The organism is Flavobacterium sp. RHBU_3, from assembly GCF_046613565.1.
In the GTDB taxonomy this organism is placed as follows: Bacteria; Bacteroidota; Bacteroidia; order Flavobacteriales; family Flavobacteriaceae; genus Flavobacterium.
The window spans coordinates 186,752-207,782 of the sequence record NZ_JBKJHC010000002.1 but is presented as its reverse complement, the minus strand read 5'-3'; the positions used below and the strand labels follow the sequence as shown (position 1 = coordinate 207,782).

Annotated in this window: 19 protein-coding genes and 1 pseudogene; 17 read left to right on the top strand and 3 right to left on the bottom strand. The window is 42.6% G+C overall.

Features of this window, described 5'->3' with window-relative positions:
* Positions 1–15: 15 nt before the first annotated feature.
* The 15 genes and pseudogenes from ACLI1A_RS03240 to ACLI1A_RS03170 all read left to right on the top strand — a co-directional run bounded on the left by ACLI1A_RS03240 (position 16) and on the right by ACLI1A_RS03170 (position 14,010).
* Complete coding sequence (locus ACLI1A_RS03240; protein ID WP_411406035.1) at positions 16–3,177, top strand: efflux RND transporter permease subunit; 3,162 nt, start codon at positions 16–18, stop codon at positions 3,175–3,177.
* A 16-nt stretch (positions 3,178–3,193) separates the two neighbouring features.
* Positions 3,194–4,591, top strand: coding sequence for an efflux transporter outer membrane subunit (locus ACLI1A_RS03235; protein WP_411406033.1), 1,398 nt, complete (start codon positions 3,194–3,196; stop codon positions 4,589–4,591).
* 166 nt (positions 4,592–4,757) lie between these two features.
* A complete protein-coding gene (locus ACLI1A_RS03230) occupies positions 4,758–5,807 on the top strand; it encodes a PA0069 family radical SAM protein (protein WP_411406031.1) in 1,050 nt (349 codons plus the stop codon).
* Positions 5,808–5,902: 95 nt separating this feature from the next.
* Positions 5,903–6,322 (top strand): DUF1801 domain-containing protein, encoded by a 420-nt coding sequence (locus ACLI1A_RS03225; RefSeq protein ID WP_411406029.1) that lies wholly within the window; start codon positions 5,903–5,905, stop codon positions 6,320–6,322.
* A gap of 42 nt (positions 6,323–6,364) precedes the next feature.
* Positions 6,365–6,790, top strand: a complete 426-nt coding sequence (locus ACLI1A_RS03220) for a VOC family protein (protein ID WP_411406027.1) — start codon at positions 6,365–6,367, stop codon at positions 6,788–6,790.
* Between the two features lie 25 nt (positions 6,791–6,815).
* The gene (locus ACLI1A_RS03215; RefSeq protein ID WP_411406025.1) at positions 6,816–7,058 is read left to right on the top strand and encodes a hypothetical protein; all 243 of its coding nucleotides are present in this window, start codon (positions 6,816–6,818) and stop codon (positions 7,056–7,058) included.
* A gap of 12 nt (positions 7,059–7,070) precedes the next feature.
* A pseudogene (locus ACLI1A_RS03210) lies at positions 7,071–7,451 on the top strand (hypothetical protein); the annotation flags it as partial.
* Between the two features lie 102 nt (positions 7,452–7,553).
* Positions 7,554–8,288, top strand: a complete 735-nt coding sequence (locus ACLI1A_RS03205; protein ID WP_411406023.1) for a protein phosphatase 2C domain-containing protein — start codon at positions 7,554–7,556, stop codon at positions 8,286–8,288.
* Positions 8,289–8,373: 85 nt separating this feature from the next.
* Positions 8,374–9,918, top strand: coding sequence for a glycine--tRNA ligase (locus ACLI1A_RS03200; protein ID WP_411406021.1), 1,545 nt, complete (start codon positions 8,374–8,376; stop codon positions 9,916–9,918).
* A gap of 107 nt (positions 9,919–10,025) precedes the next feature.
* Entirely contained in the window at positions 10,026–10,508 is a 483-nt protein-coding gene (locus ACLI1A_RS03195) for a hypothetical protein (RefSeq protein WP_411406019.1), read from the top strand.
* Positions 10,509–10,745: 237 nt separating this feature from the next.
* A complete protein-coding gene (locus ACLI1A_RS03190; RefSeq protein ID WP_411406017.1) occupies positions 10,746–11,183 on the top strand; it encodes a hypothetical protein in 438 nt (145 codons plus the stop codon).
* A 129-nt stretch (positions 11,184–11,312) separates the two neighbouring features.
* A complete protein-coding gene (locus ACLI1A_RS03185) occupies positions 11,313–11,699 on the top strand; it encodes a hypothetical protein (protein WP_411406015.1) in 387 nt (128 codons plus the stop codon).
* Positions 11,700–11,855: 156 nt separating this feature from the next.
* A complete protein-coding gene (locus ACLI1A_RS03180; protein WP_411406013.1) occupies positions 11,856–12,404 on the top strand; it encodes a hypothetical protein in 549 nt (182 codons plus the stop codon).
* A 342-nt stretch (positions 12,405–12,746) separates the two neighbouring features.
* Entirely contained in the window at positions 12,747–13,481 is a 735-nt protein-coding gene (locus tag ACLI1A_RS03175; RefSeq protein WP_411406011.1) for a hypothetical protein, read from the top strand.
* 124 nt (positions 13,482–13,605) lie between these two features.
* The gene (locus ACLI1A_RS03170) at positions 13,606–14,010 is read left to right on the top strand and encodes a hypothetical protein (protein WP_411406009.1); all 405 of its coding nucleotides are present in this window, start codon (positions 13,606–13,608) and stop codon (positions 14,008–14,010) included.
* An 18-nt stretch (positions 14,011–14,028) separates the two neighbouring features.
* On the opposite strand, the gene ACLI1A_RS03165 is transcribed toward ACLI1A_RS03170, so the two are convergent.
* Both ACLI1A_RS03165 and ACLI1A_RS03160 read right to left on the bottom strand, forming a co-directional pair.
* The gene (locus ACLI1A_RS03165) at positions 14,029–16,314 is read right to left on the bottom strand and encodes a two-component regulator propeller domain-containing protein (protein ID WP_411406007.1); all 2,286 of its coding nucleotides are present in this window, start codon (positions 16,312–16,314) and stop codon (positions 14,029–14,031) included.
* 326 nt (positions 16,315–16,640) lie between these two features.
* Positions 16,641–17,786, bottom strand: coding sequence for a cystathionine gamma-synthase (locus ACLI1A_RS03160; protein ID WP_411406005.1), 1,146 nt, complete (start codon positions 17,784–17,786; stop codon positions 16,641–16,643).
* 110 nt (positions 17,787–17,896) lie between these two features.
* On the opposite strand from ACLI1A_RS03160, the gene ACLI1A_RS03155 reads away from it, so the two are divergent.
* Positions 17,897–18,691, top strand: a complete 795-nt coding sequence (locus ACLI1A_RS03155; protein WP_411406003.1) for a DUF3298 and DUF4163 domain-containing protein — start codon at positions 17,897–17,899, stop codon at positions 18,689–18,691.
* A 121-nt stretch (positions 18,692–18,812) separates the two neighbouring features.
* On the opposite strand, the gene ACLI1A_RS03150 is transcribed toward ACLI1A_RS03155, so the two are convergent.
* On the bottom strand, positions 18,813–19,268 hold the full coding sequence (locus ACLI1A_RS03150) for a DinB family protein (protein WP_411406001.1): 456 nt from the start codon (positions 19,266–19,268) through the stop codon (positions 18,813–18,815).
* A 200-nt stretch (positions 19,269–19,468) separates the two neighbouring features.
* Here ACLI1A_RS03150 and ACLI1A_RS03145 point away from each other — a divergent pair, with 200 nt between their 5' ends.
* Positions 19,469–21,016: an aldehyde dehydrogenase family protein gene (locus tag ACLI1A_RS03145; protein WP_411405999.1), complete on the top strand. Its 1,548-nt coding sequence runs from the start codon at positions 19,469–19,471 to the stop codon at positions 21,014–21,016.
* Positions 21,017–21,031 lie beyond the last annotated feature (15 nt).

Genomic DNA, 21,031 nt, shown 5'->3' with positions numbered 1-21,031 from the left:
ACCTACACATCATTTATGCTAAAGACATTTATAGAAAGGCCGGTACTAAGTACCGTAATTTCGATATTGATAACCATATTGGGTATACTGGGGCTTACCTCGCTTCCGGTAGAGCAATACCCCGAAATTGCCCCTCCTACCGTACAGGTTACCGCTACCTATACGGGTGCGAATGCCGAAACGGTACTAAACTCGGTTGTAATTCCGCTTGAAGAAGAAATTAACGGCGTAGAGGGCATGACCTACATGACCAGCTCTGCCGCAAACGACGGTTCGGCTAACATTACCGTGTACTTTGAACTGGGTGTTAACCCCGATATTGCTGCGGTAAACGTACAAAACCGTGTATCGCGTGCTACAAGCAAGCTGCCACAGGCGGTTATAAACACGGGTATCACCACGCTTAAGAGCCAAACGAGCGCCCTTATGTTTATGGCGCTTTACAGCAAAAACAAGGAGTACGACGGTACGTTTGTACAGAACTATGCCAAAATTAACCTGGTGCCTAAGCTGCAAAGGGTTAAGGGTGTGGGCCAGGTAAACGTATTTGGCGCCAAGGACTATTCTATGCGTATATGGATAGACCCCGAAAAAATGGCTGCCTACAACATTACCCCGGCCGATATACAGGCTGCACTACAAGAGCAGAACGTAGAGGCTGCACCGGGTAAGTTTGGTGAAAACGCAGCAGGCATTTATGAATATGCCATTAAATACAAAGGCCGCCTTAACAAGACCGAAGACTATGAAAACATAGTGGTAAAAGCTACCGGCGGCGGTAACTTTGTACATCTTAGTGATGTAGCCCGCGTAGAGCTGGGCGCCTTTAACTACGGGCAAAAGAACTTTGCAATGGGTAAAGATGGTGTGGCCATAGGTATCTTCCAGACTTCAGGGTCTAATGCCAATGAAATTATTGAGGAGATAAACTCAATAATGCAAAGTGCCAAACCTAACTTCCCTGAAGGTATAGACTACGTAGTACCGTTTGACACCAAAGTGTTCCTTGATGCCTCTATAGACAAGGTTATCCACACGCTTGTAGAAGCCTTTATACTGGTATTCATTGTGGTATTCCTGTTCCTTCAGGATGTAAGGAGTACGCTAATCCCGGCCATTGCGGTTCCGGTAGCCATCATTGGTACGTTCTTCTTCCTTAACCTTTTTGGTTTCTCTATAAACATGCTTACGCTGTTTGCAATGATCCTTGCCATCGGTATTGTGGTCGATGACGCCATTGTGGTGGTAGAAGCAGTACACGCCAAGCTGGACGAAGGTGAAAAAGACCCTAAAAAGGCTACCCTGGGCGCCATGAGCGAAATTACGGGTGCTATTGTATCGATAACGCTGGTTATGGCGGCGGTATTTATCCCTGTATCGTTCCTTAGCGGACCATCAGGAGTATTCTACAAGCAGTTTGCCATTACCCTTGCGGTATCAATCATCATATCGGCAGTAAATGCATTAACACTATCACCAGCACTGTGTGCCCTGTTTTTAAGAGCGCACAAAGAGCATGATGAACACCATAAAAAGAACCTGAAAGACCGTTTCTTCTCGGCGTTTAACACCGGGTTTGATGCCATGAACAACAAATATGTGGGTTCACTAAAACGCCTTGCAAAACGCAAATGGGTAACAGGCATTATACTTACAGTATTTATCGGTATTACTTATTGGCTGTTTACCACAACACCAAGCGGCTTTATACCAAACGAAGACCGCGGTACCATTATGGCCGACATTACTTTACCACCGGGTACCACACTTGAACAAACACAGAAAACCGTAAACAAACTGGACAGCATCCTGGGCAGCATGGACATTGTAGATGCCCGTATGAACATTGTAGGTTTCAGCCTGCTGAACAGGGTAAACGGTGGTAGCTACGCCTTCTCGGTTATCCGTCTTAAAGACTGGAGCCAGCGTACAGAGCCAAACCAAACGGTAGATGCTGTAGTAGGCGAACTGTTTGCCAAAACAGCAGGGTTTAAAGATGCACGTGTGCTGTTCTTTACCCCACCAAGTGTACAGGGCTTTGGTAGTGCCGACGGTTTTGAATTTAAGATTGAAGATACCGGAGACGACGATTGGGCTACGGTAAGTAAGGTAAGCAACGAGTTCCTTGCCGAACTGAGCAAGCGTCCTGAGATACAGTATGCGATTACCAACTTTAACCCGGGCTTCCCTCAGTACCAAATGGATATTAATGTGGAAAGGGCTAAAGATGCAGGCGTATCAGTAAGCACCATATTTAACACCATGCAGGGGTACTATGGTGGTTTGTATACTACCGACTTTAACCGTTTTGGTAAACAATATCGTGTAATGATACAGGCCGAGCCGGGACAACGCGCTGATGAAAATTCGATAAACAACATATACGTACGAAACGATAAAAACCAGCAGGTAGCCATAAGCCAGTTTGTAAGCTTTAAGCGTATTTACGGACCTGAAGCCGTAGCACGTTTTAACATGCTTAAGGCGGTTAACGTTAACGGTAAAAGTAAACCGGGCTACAGTAGTGGTGATGCTATTAAAGCCATACAGGAAACCGCTGCCCAGCACCTGCCTAAAACCTACACTTATGAGTTTAGCGGTATGACCCGTGAAGAAATTATAGCAGGTAACCAGGCCGCGGGCGTATTCTTACTGAGTTTGATATTTGTGTACTTCCTGCTTAGTGCGCAGTATGAGAGTTATATAGTGCCTCTATCGGTACTGCTATCACTTCCTGTGGGTATAGCCGGAGCCATTGGCTTCGTGAAGCTGGCAGGGCTTGAGAATAACATTTACTTCCAGGTAGCACTTATCATGCTTATAGGTCTACTGGCCAAAAACGCCATACTTATTGTGGAATTTGCCATGCAGCGCCGCAAGCACGGCATGAGCCTGGTAGAAGCCGCCATAGAAGGTGCACAGGCACGTTTAAGGCCTATCCTTATGACCTCGTTTGCATTCATCTTTGGTCTTATGCCACTTGCCATAGCCAGCGGTGTAGGTGCTGTGGGTAACAAGAGTATAGGTATGGGTGCCGTAGGCGGTATGCTTGTAGGAACCATATTTGGGGTGTTTGTAATCCCTATCCTGTTTATCGTATTCCAGGGCATACAGGAGCGCATTTCGGGTAAACCGAAAGATAAAGGCCAGGAAGAAGAAACAATACCTGTTGTGTAATCAAGCTGAAATCATCATGAGAAATAACCTATATAAAATAGCTTTTGCCATAACCGTGGGTGTGCTGCTGCAATCGTGCTTTGCAGCCAAAGAATACAAACGCCCTAACGTAAAAGCAGAAAACCTGTACCGCACCGAAGCCGTGGCACAGGACAGCGCATCATTAGCCGACATAAAGTGGGATAAGATGTTTACCGACCCTATCCTTCAGGGGCACATAAAAAAAGGCCTTCAAAATAACTTTGATGCCCGTGTGGCCTTACAAAACATAGCTTCTGCCGAGGCGTATATGAAACAAGGCAAGGCAGGCTACTTCCCTACCCTTAGCGGTACGGCAAGCTGGCAGCACCAGGAGCTGGCAAAAAATAGCCAGTTCGGTTCGTTCTTTAACGGATCTCTGGATACGTACCTGCTTACAGGAAACCTTAGTTGGGAAGCCGACATTTGGGGTAAAATACGCAGCAACAAGCGCGCGTATAATGCTACTTACCTGCAAACCATAGCAGCAAACCAAACCATAAAAACTACGGTGATAGCTAATGTGGCTTCTATGTACTACCAACTGCTGGCGTATGACGAGCAGCTTAAAGTAGCCGAAACCACACTGCAAAACCGTGTGGAAAGCATAGAAACCATTAAGGCCCTTAAAGATGGCGGCAGCACTACCGAAGTGGCTGTAAAACAAACCGAAGCACAAAAGTATGCTACGGAAATTACCATAGCCGATATTAAGAACAACATTATCCTTACCGAAAACAGCCTGTGCCTGCTGCTGGGTGAAGCGCCACACAAAATAGAGCGCAGCACTTTTGCAGCACAAGAGGTAAACCCGGAGATTAAACTGGGATACTCGGCATCGCTGTTAAAAAACAGGCCTGATGTAATTAGTGCCGAATACGGGCTGGTAAATGCTTTTGAACTTACTAATGTGGCACGCAGTGCGTTTTACCCTTCGCTTACTATTACGGCTCAGGGTGGCTTACAGAGTATCGACCTGAAAACATGGTTTAGTACCAACTCGCTTTTTGCAAGTATACTTTCGGGGCTTACACAGCCAATATTTAACCAAAGGCAGATACGTACCAAATATGAGGCAGCCAAAGCTACGCAGGAAGCTGCTTATGTAAGGTTTGAACAATCAGTAGTAACGGCCAGCCGCGAAGTAAGCGATGCACTGGCAAACTACAACAATGCCGATGAAAAAATAGCGTTGTATGAAAAGCAAACCGATGCCCTAAAAACAGCAGCCGACTATAGTGATGAGCTATTAAACTACGGTATGGTAAACTACCTTGAAGTACTAACCGCTAAGGCAACTGCGCTTAGCAGCGAACTAAGCCTTATAGACATGAAGTACAGAAAACTTTCGGCTACCATAACGCTTTACAAAGCGCTTGGTGGCGGCTGGAAGTAACAGCAGAGTTAAGGGAGTCCCTTAATTTCATATAGATTAATTGTTTGTTTTATGTAGCCGCCCGGGACAGGTAACTGTTTCGGGCGGTTTTTGTTTAAAACTATTTTCTTAAATCATAAGATTATTTTCTTCTAAAGATTTAACTTGCACCCAAAAGGCAGGAACCATGAAGAAGGAAATAAAAGGCCAGGGCGCCGTTCAAAACATTCATAACCATTTTATAAAACATCGATACGAAAAGTCCATTTACGATGATGACTTTGAGGAAACCGTAGCCAAAACCGAAATACTTGAGGTATACCCCAAAACCATAGTAAACCAGGTAAAAAGCCCCGACCTGCCCATGATGTACAGCATGAACCCTTACCAAGGCTGCGAACACGGCTGCGCATACTGTTTTGCCCGGCCTACTCACGAATATTGGGGTTATAGCGCGGGTGTAGACTTTGAACGAAAAATTATGGTTAAGAAAAATGCTCCGCAATTACTGGAGCAGTTTTTCAGGAAAAGAGGCTATAAACCCGAACCGATATTACTTTCGGGGAATACCGATTGTTACCAACCCATAGAACGCAAGCTGGAAATCACCCGAAACCTGCTTAAGGTATGCCTGGACTACCGCCACCCTGTACACATCCTTACCAAAAATGCATTGGTAACCCGCGACATTGATATTATAGCGCCGCTGGCAGAGAAAAACCTGGCAAGTGTATCATTAAGCATCCCTACCATAAACGAGGAACTAAGGCGCAAGCTGGAACCGCGAACTTCATCGGTAAACAACAAGCTACAAGGCATAGAAACACTCAGCAGTAACGGCATACCTGTAAACGTTATGGTGGCGCCTATAATTCCGGGTATGAACAGCATGGAAATACTGAACATACTAAAGGTAATAAAAGAGAAGGGAGCCAAAAGCTTCGGGTATACGCTGGTGCGGCTTAATGATACTGTAGAACCCGTATTTGTAGACTGGCTGGAGGAGCACTACCCAGACCGTAAAGAAAAAGTACTGCACCACATACAAAGCATGCACGGCGGCAAGCTGGGCGAAAAAACATTCTTTAAACGACGTAAAGGTGAAGGCAATATAGCTGAGATGATACACACTACCTTCAGGATAGGACGGCAGAAATACTTCCCGTATGAAAGTTTCCCGGAACTCCGCACCGACCTTTTTGACGGTACTAAAGGAGAGCAATTAAGCCTTTTTTAAACATCATTTATACCTAAGGGCTTGCCCATCCGCACCTGAATTTTCCATATTTTTGTTTGAGCTTTAATCAAAAAGTACTCTCCAAAACTCAGAACATGACAACCGAAGACCAAATACAAGCCTACATTAACACACTTCCCGACGCCAAGCGTACCGACATGGAAACACTGCACACTACCATTTTGCAACTGTTGCCGGGGTGTACACTATGGTTTTTGGATGGTAAAAATGATGAGGGCAAAGTAGTATCTAACCCAAACATAGGTTACGGAGATTTAACTATGCAGCTCGCAGGTGGTAAAACGCGTGAGTTTTACCGCATAGGGCTTAGCGGTAACACAACCGGGATTTCGGTATACATTATGGGTATTGACGATAAGAAATACTTAGCCGAAACGTATGGCACTACCATAGGCAAAGCAAGTGTAACAGGCTATTGCATTAAGTTTAAAACGCTAAAGGACATAAATATTGAGGTGCTAAAAGCCGCGATATTGTTTGGGGCGGAGCAATAAGTATTTTTTGTACCTTCATCAAAACAAACAAAATCTACAATTATGGCACACTTAAATCCTTACATTCATTTTAACGGCAATGCCGAAGAAGCCTTTACGTTTTATAAAGCAGCTTTTGGCGGCGAGTTCGCGGCATTTGTACGCTTTAAAGATTTTTCGACTCCCGAGTTTACAGCACCCGAAAAAGAAGCCGAAAAAATCATGCACGTTTCGTTACCCATTAGTGGCGACAGCGTACTCATGGGCAGCGATGTACCCGAAATGCTGGGCACTGTAAACGAAAATGAAAACCGCAGCAAAATTTCTATAGCCTGTGCGAGCAAGGAAGAAGCCGATAAACTGTACAATGCACTATCGGAAGACGGCACGGTAGAAATGCCCATAGCCGACAGCCCGTGGGGTTCGTATTTTGCCATGTTCAGGGATAAGTTTGGGATTGAGTGGATGGTGAGTTTTGATTATAAGTAATATTAAGATTTTCATATATTTGTAAATGCTAAACCTGCTTAAAGATGAACTACACAATATCCTTTCAGGAAAGAGCGAAGTTAGCTTTGGAAGAACTATCCAGTCAGTCGCCCGTTACCTTAAAAATGGCTCGCAAACAGGCAGAGGAACTGAAAACACAAAGCAGCTCCGAGAACAAGAAACAAAGAGTTTAGAAGAATACATTTCTTTAAACGATTTTTGGATTACCGACATTGACTTATCTCAATATGTTAGCGAAGGAGCATAACAAAAAGTTTACCTAAATGGTACAGATCACGTTATCAAACTGAACGATGCCATATATTACACCTGCTGGGTCGATTACTTTCACAACTTACTGCTTCACAATTTCTTTTTTCCGGATACAGCCTACGAGTTGAGAGGTTTTACTAAACAGGATGATGTTCTTTATGCAGTGGTTGCACAATCATTTGTTTCGATAACCCAACTTACCGACTTAAATGAAGTTCGGCTGTTTTTAAATTCAAATGGTTTTGAGAATACAAGAAACAATGATTACCAAAACCACGAACTCGGGATAATTTTAGAGGACTTACACGACGAAAATGTATTAACCCGAAATGGAGTACTCTACTTTATAGATACTGTTTTTTACATAACCGATACATTTTGGGGATAACAAAAATTGTTATATCTCATCCAAAAAAGACATTTAATACATTTTGACAGCCTCTTTTCTTCGGTTCCTTTGAAATCTAAAAAAGAAGCATAATATTGCAACATGAAAATCCGTACTGCCTTACAAATAGGCGATTACCACACCAACCACTGCGAAGACTATTCATTTACCGGAAAAATTGGCTCAGATAAAATACTGTGTGCTGTAATGGATGGCTGTACTACAGCTATAGACAGCCATTTTACCTCTACCCTTGTAGGCAAAATATTACGTAAAATAACAATTGGAAAAGGATATGAAGAACTTTACAATACGGGGGCTTATTCTGATATTGATGGTAACCTAAAATCAATACTGCGGGAACTTTTTAAGGAATTAGTCATTGTAAAAAACCAACTCATGTTGGAAAGAAACGAGTTGCTTACCACGCTAATAATCCTTTTGGCGGACACCAAAGTAAATGCCGGAATTGTTTTAGTAGTTGGAGATGGGCTTGTGAGCATCAATGGTCAGGTGACTGAATTTGACCAAGATAACAAACCTGACTACCTTGGTTTTCATCTTTCAGAAGATTTTGATAGCTGGTACGACAATCAAAACCAGAAGATTCTTTTTAACAACATTCAGGATATAAGCATAGCTACTGATGGTATTTTCAGCTTTGAGCAGGTAAAAAAAGTATCCGGAGAATCCGCCATAAACGCCACTATATTTCTTACAACAGATACACTGGGCGCAGAAAACAACGAAATGCTTGCCCTGAAGCTGAAAACACTGGAACACCAATACGGCTTAAAGCCCACAGATGATTTGGCTTTAATCAGGATAATGAAGTAGACCCTACACAATCTTTCAATTTTCAATCCCCAAATAAACAAATCAACAAATTACCGCATTAACAATCTTTTCCTATTTTTGCACCATGGCAAAACAAGACGATATTTTTAAGAATGTAATCTCGCACGCTAAGGAGTATGGTTATATATTCCAGTCGAGTGAAATATACGACGGCCTAAGCGCCGTATACGACTACGGCCAAAACGGTGCCGAGCTAAAGAAAAACATCCGCGAGTACTGGTGGAAAAGCATGGTGCAAATGCACGAAAACATTGTGGGCATAGACGCCGCAATTTTTATGCACCCTACCACCTGGAAAGCATCGGGACACGTAGATGCCTTTAACGACCCGCTTATAGACAACAAAGACAGTAAAAAACGCTTTAGGGCCGACGTGCTTATAGAGGATTATGCCGAAAAGCTGAACCTAAAAGCCCAGAAGGAAATAGATAAAGCCCGTGCAAAATACGGCGATGCCTTTAACGAAGATGAGTTTAAGGCTACCAATGCACGTACTAAAGAATACTTGGAACGCAAGGATGCCATACTGCAACGTATGGCGCGCAGCCTTGAAACCGAAAACCTGGCCGATGTAAAAGCCCTTATTGAGGAGCTGGAAATAGCCGACCCGGATACTGGTTCTAAAAACTGGACCGATGTACGCCAGTTTAACCTGATGTTTGGCACCAAGCTGGGTGCTGAGGCGGCTAACGCTATGGACCTGTACCTGCGTCCGGAAACGGCTCAGGGTATTTTTGTTAACTTCCTTAACGTGCAAAAAACCGGCCGCATGAAGGTGCCGTTTGGTATTGCACAGACCGGTAAGGCGTTCCGTAATGAAATTGTAGCCCGTCAGTTCATTTTCCGTATGAGGGAGTTTGAACAAATGGAAATGCAGTTCTTTGTTCGTCCGGGTGAGGAAATGAAATACTACGAGTTCTGGAAAGAAACCAGGCTGAAATGGCACCTGTCACTGGGTCTGGGTAAAGAAAACTACCGTTTCCACGACCACGAAAAGCTGGCGCACTATGCTAACGCCGCTGCCGATATTGAATTCAACTTCCCGTTTGGCTTTAAGGAGCTGGAGGGTATCCATAGCCGTACTGATTTCGACCTTAAGGCGCACGAACAATTCAGCGGTAAAAAACTACAGTATTTTGACCCTGAACTGAACGAAAACTACGTGCCTTATGTAGTAGAAACATCGGTAGGTCTTGACCGTATGTTCCTTGCTGTGTTTGCCACATCGCTTAAGGAGGAAACCCTTGAAGATGGTTCTACACGCACCGTGCTTAGTCTTCCGGCTGTACTTGCACCGACTAAGGCTGCTGTACTTCCGCTTATTAAACGTGATGGACTTCCGGAGCTTGCCCGCGAAATCATTGAAGACCTTAAGTGGGACTTCAACGTGGCGTATGACGAGAAGGATGCCGTAGGCCGCCGTTACCGCCGTCAGGATGCCCTGGGTACGCCGTTCTGCATCACCGTAGACCATCAGACCCTGGAGGACAAAACCGTTACCATACGCCACCGCGATACCATGAAGCAGGACAGGGTTGCCATAACCGAACTGCGCGGTATTATAAACGACGAGGTTTCGGTACGCAACTGGCTGCTGAAAATGAAATAAGATTTTTATTTTAGATATATGAAACGCCTCACTTTGTGGGGCGTTTTTTATTTGGGAACAGTATACTTTCTTTATATTTACCTACTAGTATACTTATCTGACAAGTAATGAGTTTAGAAATCAAGACGGTAAAAGACATTTACATATCTCTCGAACTTGAATTAATACGGGCAGATGAAATTCCTGATTTAGTAATTGAATATCTATTTTCTAATCCGGAAAATTATAATGACAAACATTTAATTGAACTTGCTTCTTTTCATAAGCCACAACTCTCCGATATAGAAAATCTATTTTTTGAAAAACTAGGTATTATAAAAATAGATCCATACGAAAAACTATTAATTATCATCAATCAGTATGAAAAGGGCAGCATGAGTACTGCAAAAACATATGACTTAATTTCGCATTTTGCTTTCAATTACACCATAACATTAAAAAGCTACGACAATTTTTTAGTAGACTTCTACAATTGTATCATTTTAAAAAGACCTGTATATGGGGGTGACTGGGATGAAGATTTTTTAGAAATTAAATCCGAATGTAAATCTAAAATTGATGTATATAATTACTCTGAATACTTAACATGAGCCTTATAAACATTACACTACAACACCGGAGCAAAAGGCTGAACAGGAATATTTTAATGAGTTTGTCAGAAAACAGAGAATGAGTCGCTAATTGGTTAAATTCACTGAACTGCGCGGTATTATAAATGACGAGGTTTCGGTAAGGAACTGGTTGCTTAAAATGAAATAATTTTTTATTTTAGATATATTAAACGCCTCACTTTGTGGGGCGTTTTAATTATTATAAATATGAAGCCGATGAAATACTTTGTTGTTATTGCACTGCTGTTTTTTAACCTTGGCAATGCGTGTTCGTGCATTGGTAAATCAAAAATAAAACCGGAAATAAAAGCATCATCATTAATTGTCAGTGGTGTAATTATAGGCAGCAAGATGATGCAGGACCATTCCAATAATTATACTTCGTCATTTATGGAATATTCCGTTTTGGTCCAAAAGGTATTTAAAGGGAGTATCTCAAATGACACAATAAAAATTTACACCGGCGTAGGTAAAGGCGATTGTGGATACCGGTTTGTTATAGGGCAGAAATACATTATCTATGCTAATATTCCAACCGAATACAAATACAGTCCTTTAACGGATACCGAATATTTTTATACCGATATATGTATGCGGACAATGTCGTATACCGTTGATGAGGAAAAGAAAATAAAACGCTACACAAAAACGTGAAGATTCGCAGCCTGTACCCACTTTATAAACCAGAAACAAAAAAACGTTATAAGTGAAAAGGTTTCGGATAAAAGCCAGTTGCTTAAAATGAAATAAGATTTTATCTTAGGGTTTATAAAACTTACAAAATTGACACCGGAAGCTACATCTGAAATATTGAAACAATTTGAAATGTCCTGGGATAAGACCGAGCAATTTTATAATACGCTTGTTTACGAATATAAAGGCTGGGGCAGGCTCATGCCTCTTTTACAATTTATCAGGGACAAACGTAGCGAAGGGGAACAAAGGCATTTCAGGCTTGGCACATCGGTACACCATTTGATAATATCTCGCTCGGTTGACCATGGGCTAAGGCCGGATCAAAAAAGCATACAAATCATATCCGAAAATGATAAATTCAGGGTGGTTTTTATTAACGGCGACGTTTTGCATAGCGATTTCACAGTTGAATCTTTAGAGGATGAAAGGCTGTCAAACCTATTACTGATTTTGAAAAATACACTTTTAGATTAAGACTGCCACGCTCCGTACCTCCGCTCGCAGTGACGTGCCGGTAAACGCGGCTTTCTTCACGAACCGTCTTTGCGAGGAGGAACGACGAAGCAATCTGAAAATAAAAGTTTATTTATGTATTTTAGCATCAAAACTTAAAAAACCAAAATTTCAACCATGGAAACAACCACTATTATCTATTTGATTACAACCTTCGTAATTACATCGTTACTATGGTATGTGTATATGCAAAAATTAGTCAATAAATATAATATTCTAAAAAACGACTTCGAGAAAGTTAACACTAACATCTCTAAAGAAGTAGAATATAAATCAGATGAAGTCATAAGAAATTTTGAAAAACAAATATCAGAACTTCACCTCAAAGTGTCGGAAGAACAACAAAAAAGCTATAAAGCTGGTTATGCCACAGCTCAAAGCGAATACTCTGTTTCGATTAGCCCATATAAAGAAGAGTTCAGGCATGGGGATAACGGCTGGATTGTAAATAACATTTACCATCGGATTGAGGTAGGATATCAATATCAGCTTTTCATAAGAGATTTACCAGTATTAGCACCCGCGGTGATTGTCAATGAAGTACTGGAAGAAAGTAAACGAGAAATAGACCAACAAAAGGTTAAGGCTGTTATGGATTTTATAGAATCGAATATTAAAACATTAATTGAAAACTCAAATGGACTCTTGAAGTTTCAAAAAAATTAAAGTCATTTACCCTATTCAAATTTCCCTATCTTTATTTTCAATATCACATTATAGGCAGGGACAACCCAATACTATGGTGCGAATTGTGCCAAGCATAGTGACACAATAATAGTCTAGAAATTATATTATTTTCTTCACGTTCCTTTGTACAGACGCATTCCGTTCATCTCGCATAATATCAAGACGCATGCAATGCGTCTCTACAGGCAAACTACCAACCCTACTCAAATGATCCCCTACAAATCAGCCCTGCCAAAATGTGTGTTTTCTAACCAAAAAAGTTGCATTTGTTAAAAAAACGTCATTATTTAGCAGCCGGACAATTTAAAAGACTAACCACCAATGAAAAACAGATTCCTTGCCGCTATTGCGGTTATTGCTCTTGTTATGTCTGCATCATGCAGCAGCGACTCTTCAGACAGCGTAGATAATGGCAATACCACCAAAAAATACGTAAAAACCATTACCACCACTACATCGGCCAGCGGTGTACAACCCACAACCCTTACTATTAATTATGACAGTGCCGGCAAAGTAACCAGCGCTACAGATGGCAGCGAAATAAGCTATTTTGCGTATGACAACGGCCATTTGCAAAACGTAAGCGGGTCAAATGATGTGTTAAATGTTTCAGATATGCTTTCTACCCCTCAGGATGCTTATGAAGTGGGTGATGTACTTAACTATGATGCCAACGGCAATCCTATTAAGGTACTAATCTATGAGCGCGACTGGGATGGCAGCATTTACGAACAGTATGTAGGCGAAATTACCTATGACGATAAACCAAACCCTTATTACTACACCCTTGAGGCAGCAGGTATTATAGAAGTACTGAACAACCTTGACCTTAACTTTAGCCTTACTCCTCAAAGCGAAGAGCTTATTAAGGCAAAACTGTTGTTACCTGCTAATAACCCCAAAAAGGTGGTTATAAAGTATGAAGACGGTACTGTAAAGAAAACGGTGGTTACAGACTATGTGTACGATGATAAAAACTATCCTACATCGGCTACAGCTACAGAAACCAGCGAATACGGCACATGGATATACAATACTACCTATACTTACAAGTAAAATTTGTAAAATAGATTTCGGGAGAAGGGATGCCAAAACACTTGGCATCCTTTTTTTATTTTTGCCGATTTTCATATTGCTGTTTTTTGTAAATTAGATACATCTAACTAAAAAACAATCAATTATGAAAAGTATTCTTTACCTGTTTGTAATTTTTTCGTCGTTATTAGTTAACCCAAAAACCGGTGCAGACGACTGGACAACCATAGCCGAAAAAACGGTAAACTTTAAAGCCGAAAAAGATGTAATAACACCGCGAGGCAACGAAAAAAGCTTCAGTAAAATACGGGTTAAATGCGTAGAAGGCACAGTAAAAATTAAGAAAATGCATGTAGAAATGAGTGATGGAACCCAGAAAGACTACAATGCAAAAACCGTGGGTGTACTTACAAAAGGCATGGCTTCTATGGCATGGGACCTGCCCGGAAAAAAAGGCGAACAAAAGATTAAAAAGATAGAACTGGAATACGATTCGGCCGGGGTTGCCGTAGTTTCTAAACGGGCCAGGGTAGAAATACAAGGGAAATAACTAAATACCCCGTTAGGTTTAATTACCGCGTATTACCATCACCTTCCGTACTGCCGTAGCAGAGGCATCTTCAGTAGAAATAAACACCATATAAACGCCGCTACGCACTTTATATTTACCAAAGGCAGTTGTATCCCATAATATGGTTCCGCCTTCGCTGGTGGCCTCATAAACAAGGTTTCCTTCTATATCGGTAATCTTCACGTTAGCGTTATCCGTAAGGTTGGCAATTTTTACGTCGCCGTCAAAGCCCGGACGCACAGGGTTAGGGTATACATATACTTTACTAAGGTCATCAGCCCCCTCAGTAGAAGTTCCTTTATAAGACACCATACCTTTGTCTGTAGCAAAGAAAACCTCACCGGTGGTATTGTCTATAGTAATATCGTTAACGTTGTTGCTGGGCAGCGGAGAATTTTCTTTGGTAAAATGGTATAGCGTACGCTGACCGTCTGATGAAACCAGGTAAGCTCCGGCTGCAGCTGTGGCAAACCATTTGTTATCGGCTCCGTCTACTTTAATATCCAGTATGGCCTGTCCGTACATCAGCTCTTGTGCTACGCCGTCTTCCTCAAAAATTACCGAAGACACATCAAGCGATTCTTCTGTCAAAAATCCTTCGGTAGTATACAGCACGCGCAGCCCGTTATTGGTTCCTATCCACAACCTGCCACTATTGTCCTGAGCCAGGCTGCGTACATAGTTATCGGGCATATTATTATCAGTAGAAATTTTTATAAACTTAGGCCCCATGGTTTCATTATATGCTACAAGCCCGCTTTTGTAGCAGCCTATCCACTTGGTACCATTCCGGTCTACTACAACATCACCATACTCCTCGGTTTTAGGATCTGATACTATATTTTCAAAACTATAAGAATTCCAGCTACTGCCTGTATATACTTTTAACGGACTTAAGTTCCTACTGTTCATCATCCAAAGCTTGCCACTGCTGTCAAAAACGCCACCGCGCACACGTACATTGTAATACGTTTCATATCCGGGGGTTTGCAAACTTAACAGGCTGCTGTTAGTGGGATTATAAAGTACCTGTGGCACCATATCGTTTAACCGTAATACCCCATCTCCTGCAGAAAAAAGATAGACCTGTTTTTCATCGTTAGGATTATAGGCAATATCCGTTAAAGACCTCAGTTGCACCTGTGTGCCATTTACATTGGTAAGATCGTCATAAGCTATGTTATCCCATCCGCCCGATGTTGTGTATTTACTGGCGCCATACATAGCATTGTCAGGGGTGTAAAAAAAGTTGTATTTACCATACACCGCCCATAATCCCAAAGGTGTTTTTTCAAGTGAAAAAATATTACTGCGCAACGGACCGTTAGGCGTAATATTCAGCGGCGTAAAAGTATTAATATCTATACTATAGACACCTTTTTCGGTAGTACCCACGTATATTTTTCGGCTAACATAAGTTGCTTTTATAAAGGTTGCCGTTTCGCCCACCGTATTTATCTGTGCAATAGATGTCAGGGTACTGTCATAAAGCAATACCTTAGTTGCGCATGTTATAACCATGTAACCGTTTGCCTCTCTAAAGTCGGTAATTTGTGTAGGCAATGTAGTAAAAACTGTGGTTGTATTACCGCCGTTTACCGTATACACCGTGTTCCAGTCAGACACTGCAAAAAGCACTCCTTCATACGGCAATACCTTGCGCCATATACCCGAAGAAACCACGCTCCATTCACTAAAGTTAATAAGGTTAGCTGTAAGCGGCGCCCTTTTTAAACCTTCCTGGGTGGCGGCAAATATATATCCATTGTGCACGGCACACTGGTTTACACCTATCTGGCCACCTGTACTCCCTATGTAGTAAGTATCGCCAAACTGAAGGGTTTCAAGGTTAAAAACCACTATCCCGAAACCACAACTCAAGTACGCCATACCATTGTACTCATAAATGTTGTTTATGTTTTTTACATTGGTAAGTACATTTGTTTCCTGAACTATATCTATCTTGGTAACTATAGAGCCATCCTGGTTTACTACAAAAAGTAACCCGTTGCTGTTACCTACTAAAAAGCGTTGTGTAGAGGAACTGTAGTAGACCGAAGTAATTGTTTCTGCTTTAAGGCCGTCTACCGAAGTAAGGGTTTTAAGCTCTCCCGAAATAACATTCTGAGAAAAAACAGCACTTTCGGATGCTGAGTATACACGGCTGTTGTTTTGTGCCATATCTACAACACCAGTGTAAGAAAAATAACTGCCCCACTGCTGGTTTTGGGCAAAACCAAAGCAGCATATAAAAAGTAAAAGAAAAGTATGACGAATGTTCATTGGGCACGTTTATTTGCGCAAATATAGCTAAAACGCAGTTATTGCCGTTTTTGTATATCCTCTGTAAAAATAGTTGCCACGAATTAACCCCTGACTTTTAGTTTGAGAGTCTGTTAAAAGTTATGTTTTTACCACAAAGTTCACAAAGTTTTTTCGCAAAGCACACAACGGAAACCGCCTACGGCGGGAGACCACAAAGCTTTGTGCCCCTTAATCGTAACTTCTTCTCCCAACCCGCTTAGTGCCCATGGTGAAAAACTTTGTGCCCTTTGTGGTAAAATATTTTAATAGCGTCTTACGTGCATTTGTGTTTTTCTAACCCTCACCTAAACCGTAAATGCCTGTTCTATATCGGCAATAAGATCATCTATATCCTCTACCCCTACGCTAAGGCGCACCAGGTCATCGGTTATACCTATTTCCTTACGCTTAGGTTCAGGAATCGATGCATGCGTCATTAATGCAGGGTGGTTAGCCAGCGACTCTACGCCCCCAAGCGATTCGGCCAGGGTAAATACTTTTACGCTTTCCAGGAATTTAATAGCATCGGCCTTCTCCCCTGTTTTAAAGGTAAATGACACCATACCGCCAAACCCGCCTTTCATTTGCTTTTTGGCAATCTCGTAATACGGATGGCTTTCCAGCCCCGGATAGAATACTTTATCCACTTTAGGGTGACTTAGTAAATACTCAGCTACTTTCTGTCCGTTAAAACTATGGCGTTCCATGCGCAGGTGCAGCGTTTTTATACCGCGCAGCACCAGGTAGCTGTCCTGCGGACCAAGCGTACCGCCTGTGGCAAACTGTGCAAAGTGCAGTTTTTCGCCCAGAGCTGCATCTTTTACTATAAGGGCCCCGGCTATAACATCACTGTGTCCGCCCAGGTACTTGGTAGCACTGTGCATTACAATATCGGCACCCATATCCAGCGGACGTTGCAGGTATGGCGTAGCAAAAGTATTGTCTACCGCAAACAGCAGGTTGTGCGCTTTGGTTATTTTAGCTATGGCTTCTATATCGGCCAGCTTCATCAGTGGGTTGGTAGGCGTTTCTACCCAAACCAACTTTGTATTTTCATTGATAAGGCTTTTAAACTTCGCCTCATCATTCATATCCACGAAATGGAATTTAATGCCGTAGTCCTGGTAAATACGGGTAAACATACGGTAGGTGCCACCATAAAGGTCGTCCATAGCTATAACCTCATCGCCGGGCTTTAGCAGTTTCATTACCGTATCGGTAGCAGCAAGCCCACTGGCAAATGCAAGGCCGCGTGTACCGTTTTCTATACTGGCAAGGGCATCTTCAAGCGCAGTACGCGTAGGATTTGCCGCACGGCTGTACTCATAGCCGGTGTGTACTCCCGGACTCTTTTGCGCAAACGTAGACGTTTGGTACACCGGTGGCATTACCGCCCCTGTAGAGGGGTCGTGGTGCTGACCGCCGTGTATGGTTTTGGTGTTAAATTTCATATAAACTTGATTTTCTTTCTAAAACTATCCGGCAAATTTACTGTAATTTAGTTACAAGCATATCACCCATTGCGGTAATTAACCTTTACAAACCCAAAGCAAAATACCTTATGAAACGCATTATTATAGCTGCCGCGCTACTGGCCACACTTGCTTCATGTAAAAACGAAAAACAGGAAACTGACACTGAAAATAATGTAGATACCACAGCTGTATCTACTACCGAAACCGCTGCAGTTTCTTTTGACAAAAAGGTATATGAAAAGAAATCGGCATTAAACACTAAAGACCCACATACTTCAGTAACCATAGACGTACCCGAAGCCACTGGCACGGGAGCCGACAGCATTAACAATAAGATTTTCCGTACCGTACGGGAGATTGTGCATTTTGGCGAAAACCCTTCGGATGCTAAAAGCTACGAGGAAGTAATGGCATCGTTCATAGGTGCGTATGAGGAACTGGCTAAGAAATACCCGGACGAAGATGTGCCGTGGGATGCAAAGGTAACCGGCGAAGTGGTATACAAAACAGACAGCATTGTAAATGTAAAACTTACGCACTATACATTTACCGGTGGTGCGCACGGTTACGGAGCCGACACATCGCTGTTGTTTGATGCTAAAACAGGCCGCAGCATTACCCAAAACGATTTGTTTAAGGACAAAAAAGGATTTACTGCTCTTGCTGAAAAGAAATTCAGGGCGAAGTACAAGATTGCCGGAGCCAATATAAACAGTACCGGGCTGTTCTTCCTGAACGATAGATTCTCATTACCAAACAACATCTTCTTTACTGATAAAGGGATATTGCTGCAATACAACAGCGATGAAGTAGCCGCCCACGCCGAAGGCACTAAAGACGTACTGATTACCTATGCGGAAGCGAAGCCGTTTTTAAAATAGTTTTCAACGTTCTTCTTCCATTTCGAGCGAAATGCAATGGAGCCGAGAAATCTCAGATTATAATGACTAAAAAGATTTGAGATTTCTCAATTCCGCTGCGCTGCATTCGAAATGGAAAAACCTAAATAAACTTCTTCAATTGCATCATGATACCCAAATGCAGAGCTTCGTGGTGGTTGTTAAACGCTATGGCATCTTCTACCGTAGCCAAGTCAAACCCCATTTCACTCTTGCGGGCATTGTAAGTGGTAAATACACCATCGTTATAATCATCTTCTGTTTTTTGCACAAGGGCGTGTAGCAGGTTGCGCAACTCTACGGCCTCGCTTGGCGAAATATCACGGTGTGGTGCCGTGCCACGTGCATACAGGCTTACCAGCTCATCACTTACCAATACCGGAAGTCCGCTGCCTTTATACACCAGTGTCTGTTGCGATACTATGATATGCCCTATGTTCCATATCAGGTTATTTTTAAAGCCTTCGGGTATTTTATTCAGGTCTTCTATCGAAAAATTCTCAAAATAACCGTCCAGCAATTCATGGGTACGGCGGGTAATTTTAAATTCGGTTTCCATGTTGTTTTTTGTTTGCTACTAATTTCACCAATTTACCTAATTTATCAAACTCTTTTGGCAAGGCATTTTGAAAGAAATTCATTTTTTTAAGCCCACCCAACAAATTATTATATAATTCTCGAAATTTAAACCACATAGCCGAAAATATTTAAAAACCGCTATATTTGTAATATAACAACAAACAGCAAAAAAGTTACAAAATGGCTACACTCACCGATACATTCGGCATACAAAAAGCCCTTACCGAACTGGGCATAATCGAAATTAACGCGGGTACTTCTACCGGCATGCACAGTTTTGCTAGCGGACAATTGATTTCATCTTACTCGCCCGTAGACGGCACGCTTATAGCAAAGGTACAGGGATCTACCCCTGAGGATTACGAAAAAGTAATGGCTAAGGCCGAAGAAGCGTTTAAAGTATGGAGGCAGGTACCGGCACCTAAGCGTGGCGAAATTGTACGCCAAATGGGTGATGAACTGCGCAAGCATAAAGATGCGCTGGGCCAGCTGGTGAGCTACGAAATGGGCAAAAGCCTGCAGGAAGGCCTTGGTGAGGTTCAGGAAATGATAGACATCTGCGATTTTGCAGTAGGCCTGTCGCGCCAGCTGTATGGCCTTACCATGCACAGTGAGCGCCCTAACCACCGTATGTACGAACAGTATCACCCTATAGGTATCGTGGGGATTATTTCGGCGTTTAACTTCCCTGTAGCGGTATGGAGCTGGAATTCTATGCTTGCCTGGATTTGCGGCGATGTGTGCGTATGGAAACCGTCGAGCAAGACTCCACTGTGCGCAATAGCCTGCCAAAACATAATGAAATCCGTTTTGGAACGTAACAACCTTCCGGAAGGCATTTGCGGCCTTATAACCGGCGAGGAGTGTAACGATATACTAACTAACGATAAGCGCATACCGCTGGTATCTTTTACAGGCTCTACACGTGTGGGCCGCCACGTAGGCCAGGTAGTGGCAGGGCGTTTTGGCAAAACAATATTAGAGCTTGGCGGTAACAACGCCATTATAGTAAGCGAGCATGCCGACATAAGCATGGTGCTTGTAGGTGCGGTGTTTGGCGCTGTGGGCACCGCAGGTCAGCGTTGCACCACTACCCGCCGACTAATTGTTCACGAAAGTGTGTACGACAAAACCATAGAGGTGCTTAAAAGCGCGTATAGCCAACTGAAAATAGGCAACCCACTAGACAGCAACAACCACGTGGGCCCGCTTATTGATACCAACGCAGTGCAGCAGTACCTTAATGCCATAGAAAAAGCAAAAGCCGAAGGCGGTAATGTAGTGGTAGAAGGCGGTGTATTGGACGGTGATGGTTACGATAGCGGCTGCTACGTAAAACCATGCATCATTGAAGCAAAAAACCATTTCGAAATTGTACAGCACGAAACCTTTGCGCCGATACTGTATGTAATGAAATATACTGATATTGAAGATGCCATAGCCATGCAGAACGATGTACCACAAGGGCTTTCATCTTCAATCTTCACTAACAACATGCGCGAAATGGAACTGTTCCTTAGTGCGCAGGGCAGCGACTGCGGTATAGCCAACGTAAACATTGGTACTTCGGGTGCTGAGATAGGCGGTGCCTTTGGTGGTGAAAAAGAAACCGGTGGTGGCCGCGAAAGTGGTTCCGATGCCTGGAAAGCCTATATGCGCAGGCAAACAAATACCATTAACTACGGCACACAGCTACCGCTTGCACAGGGTATTAAATTTGACTTGTAATCAGAAAAGAAATTT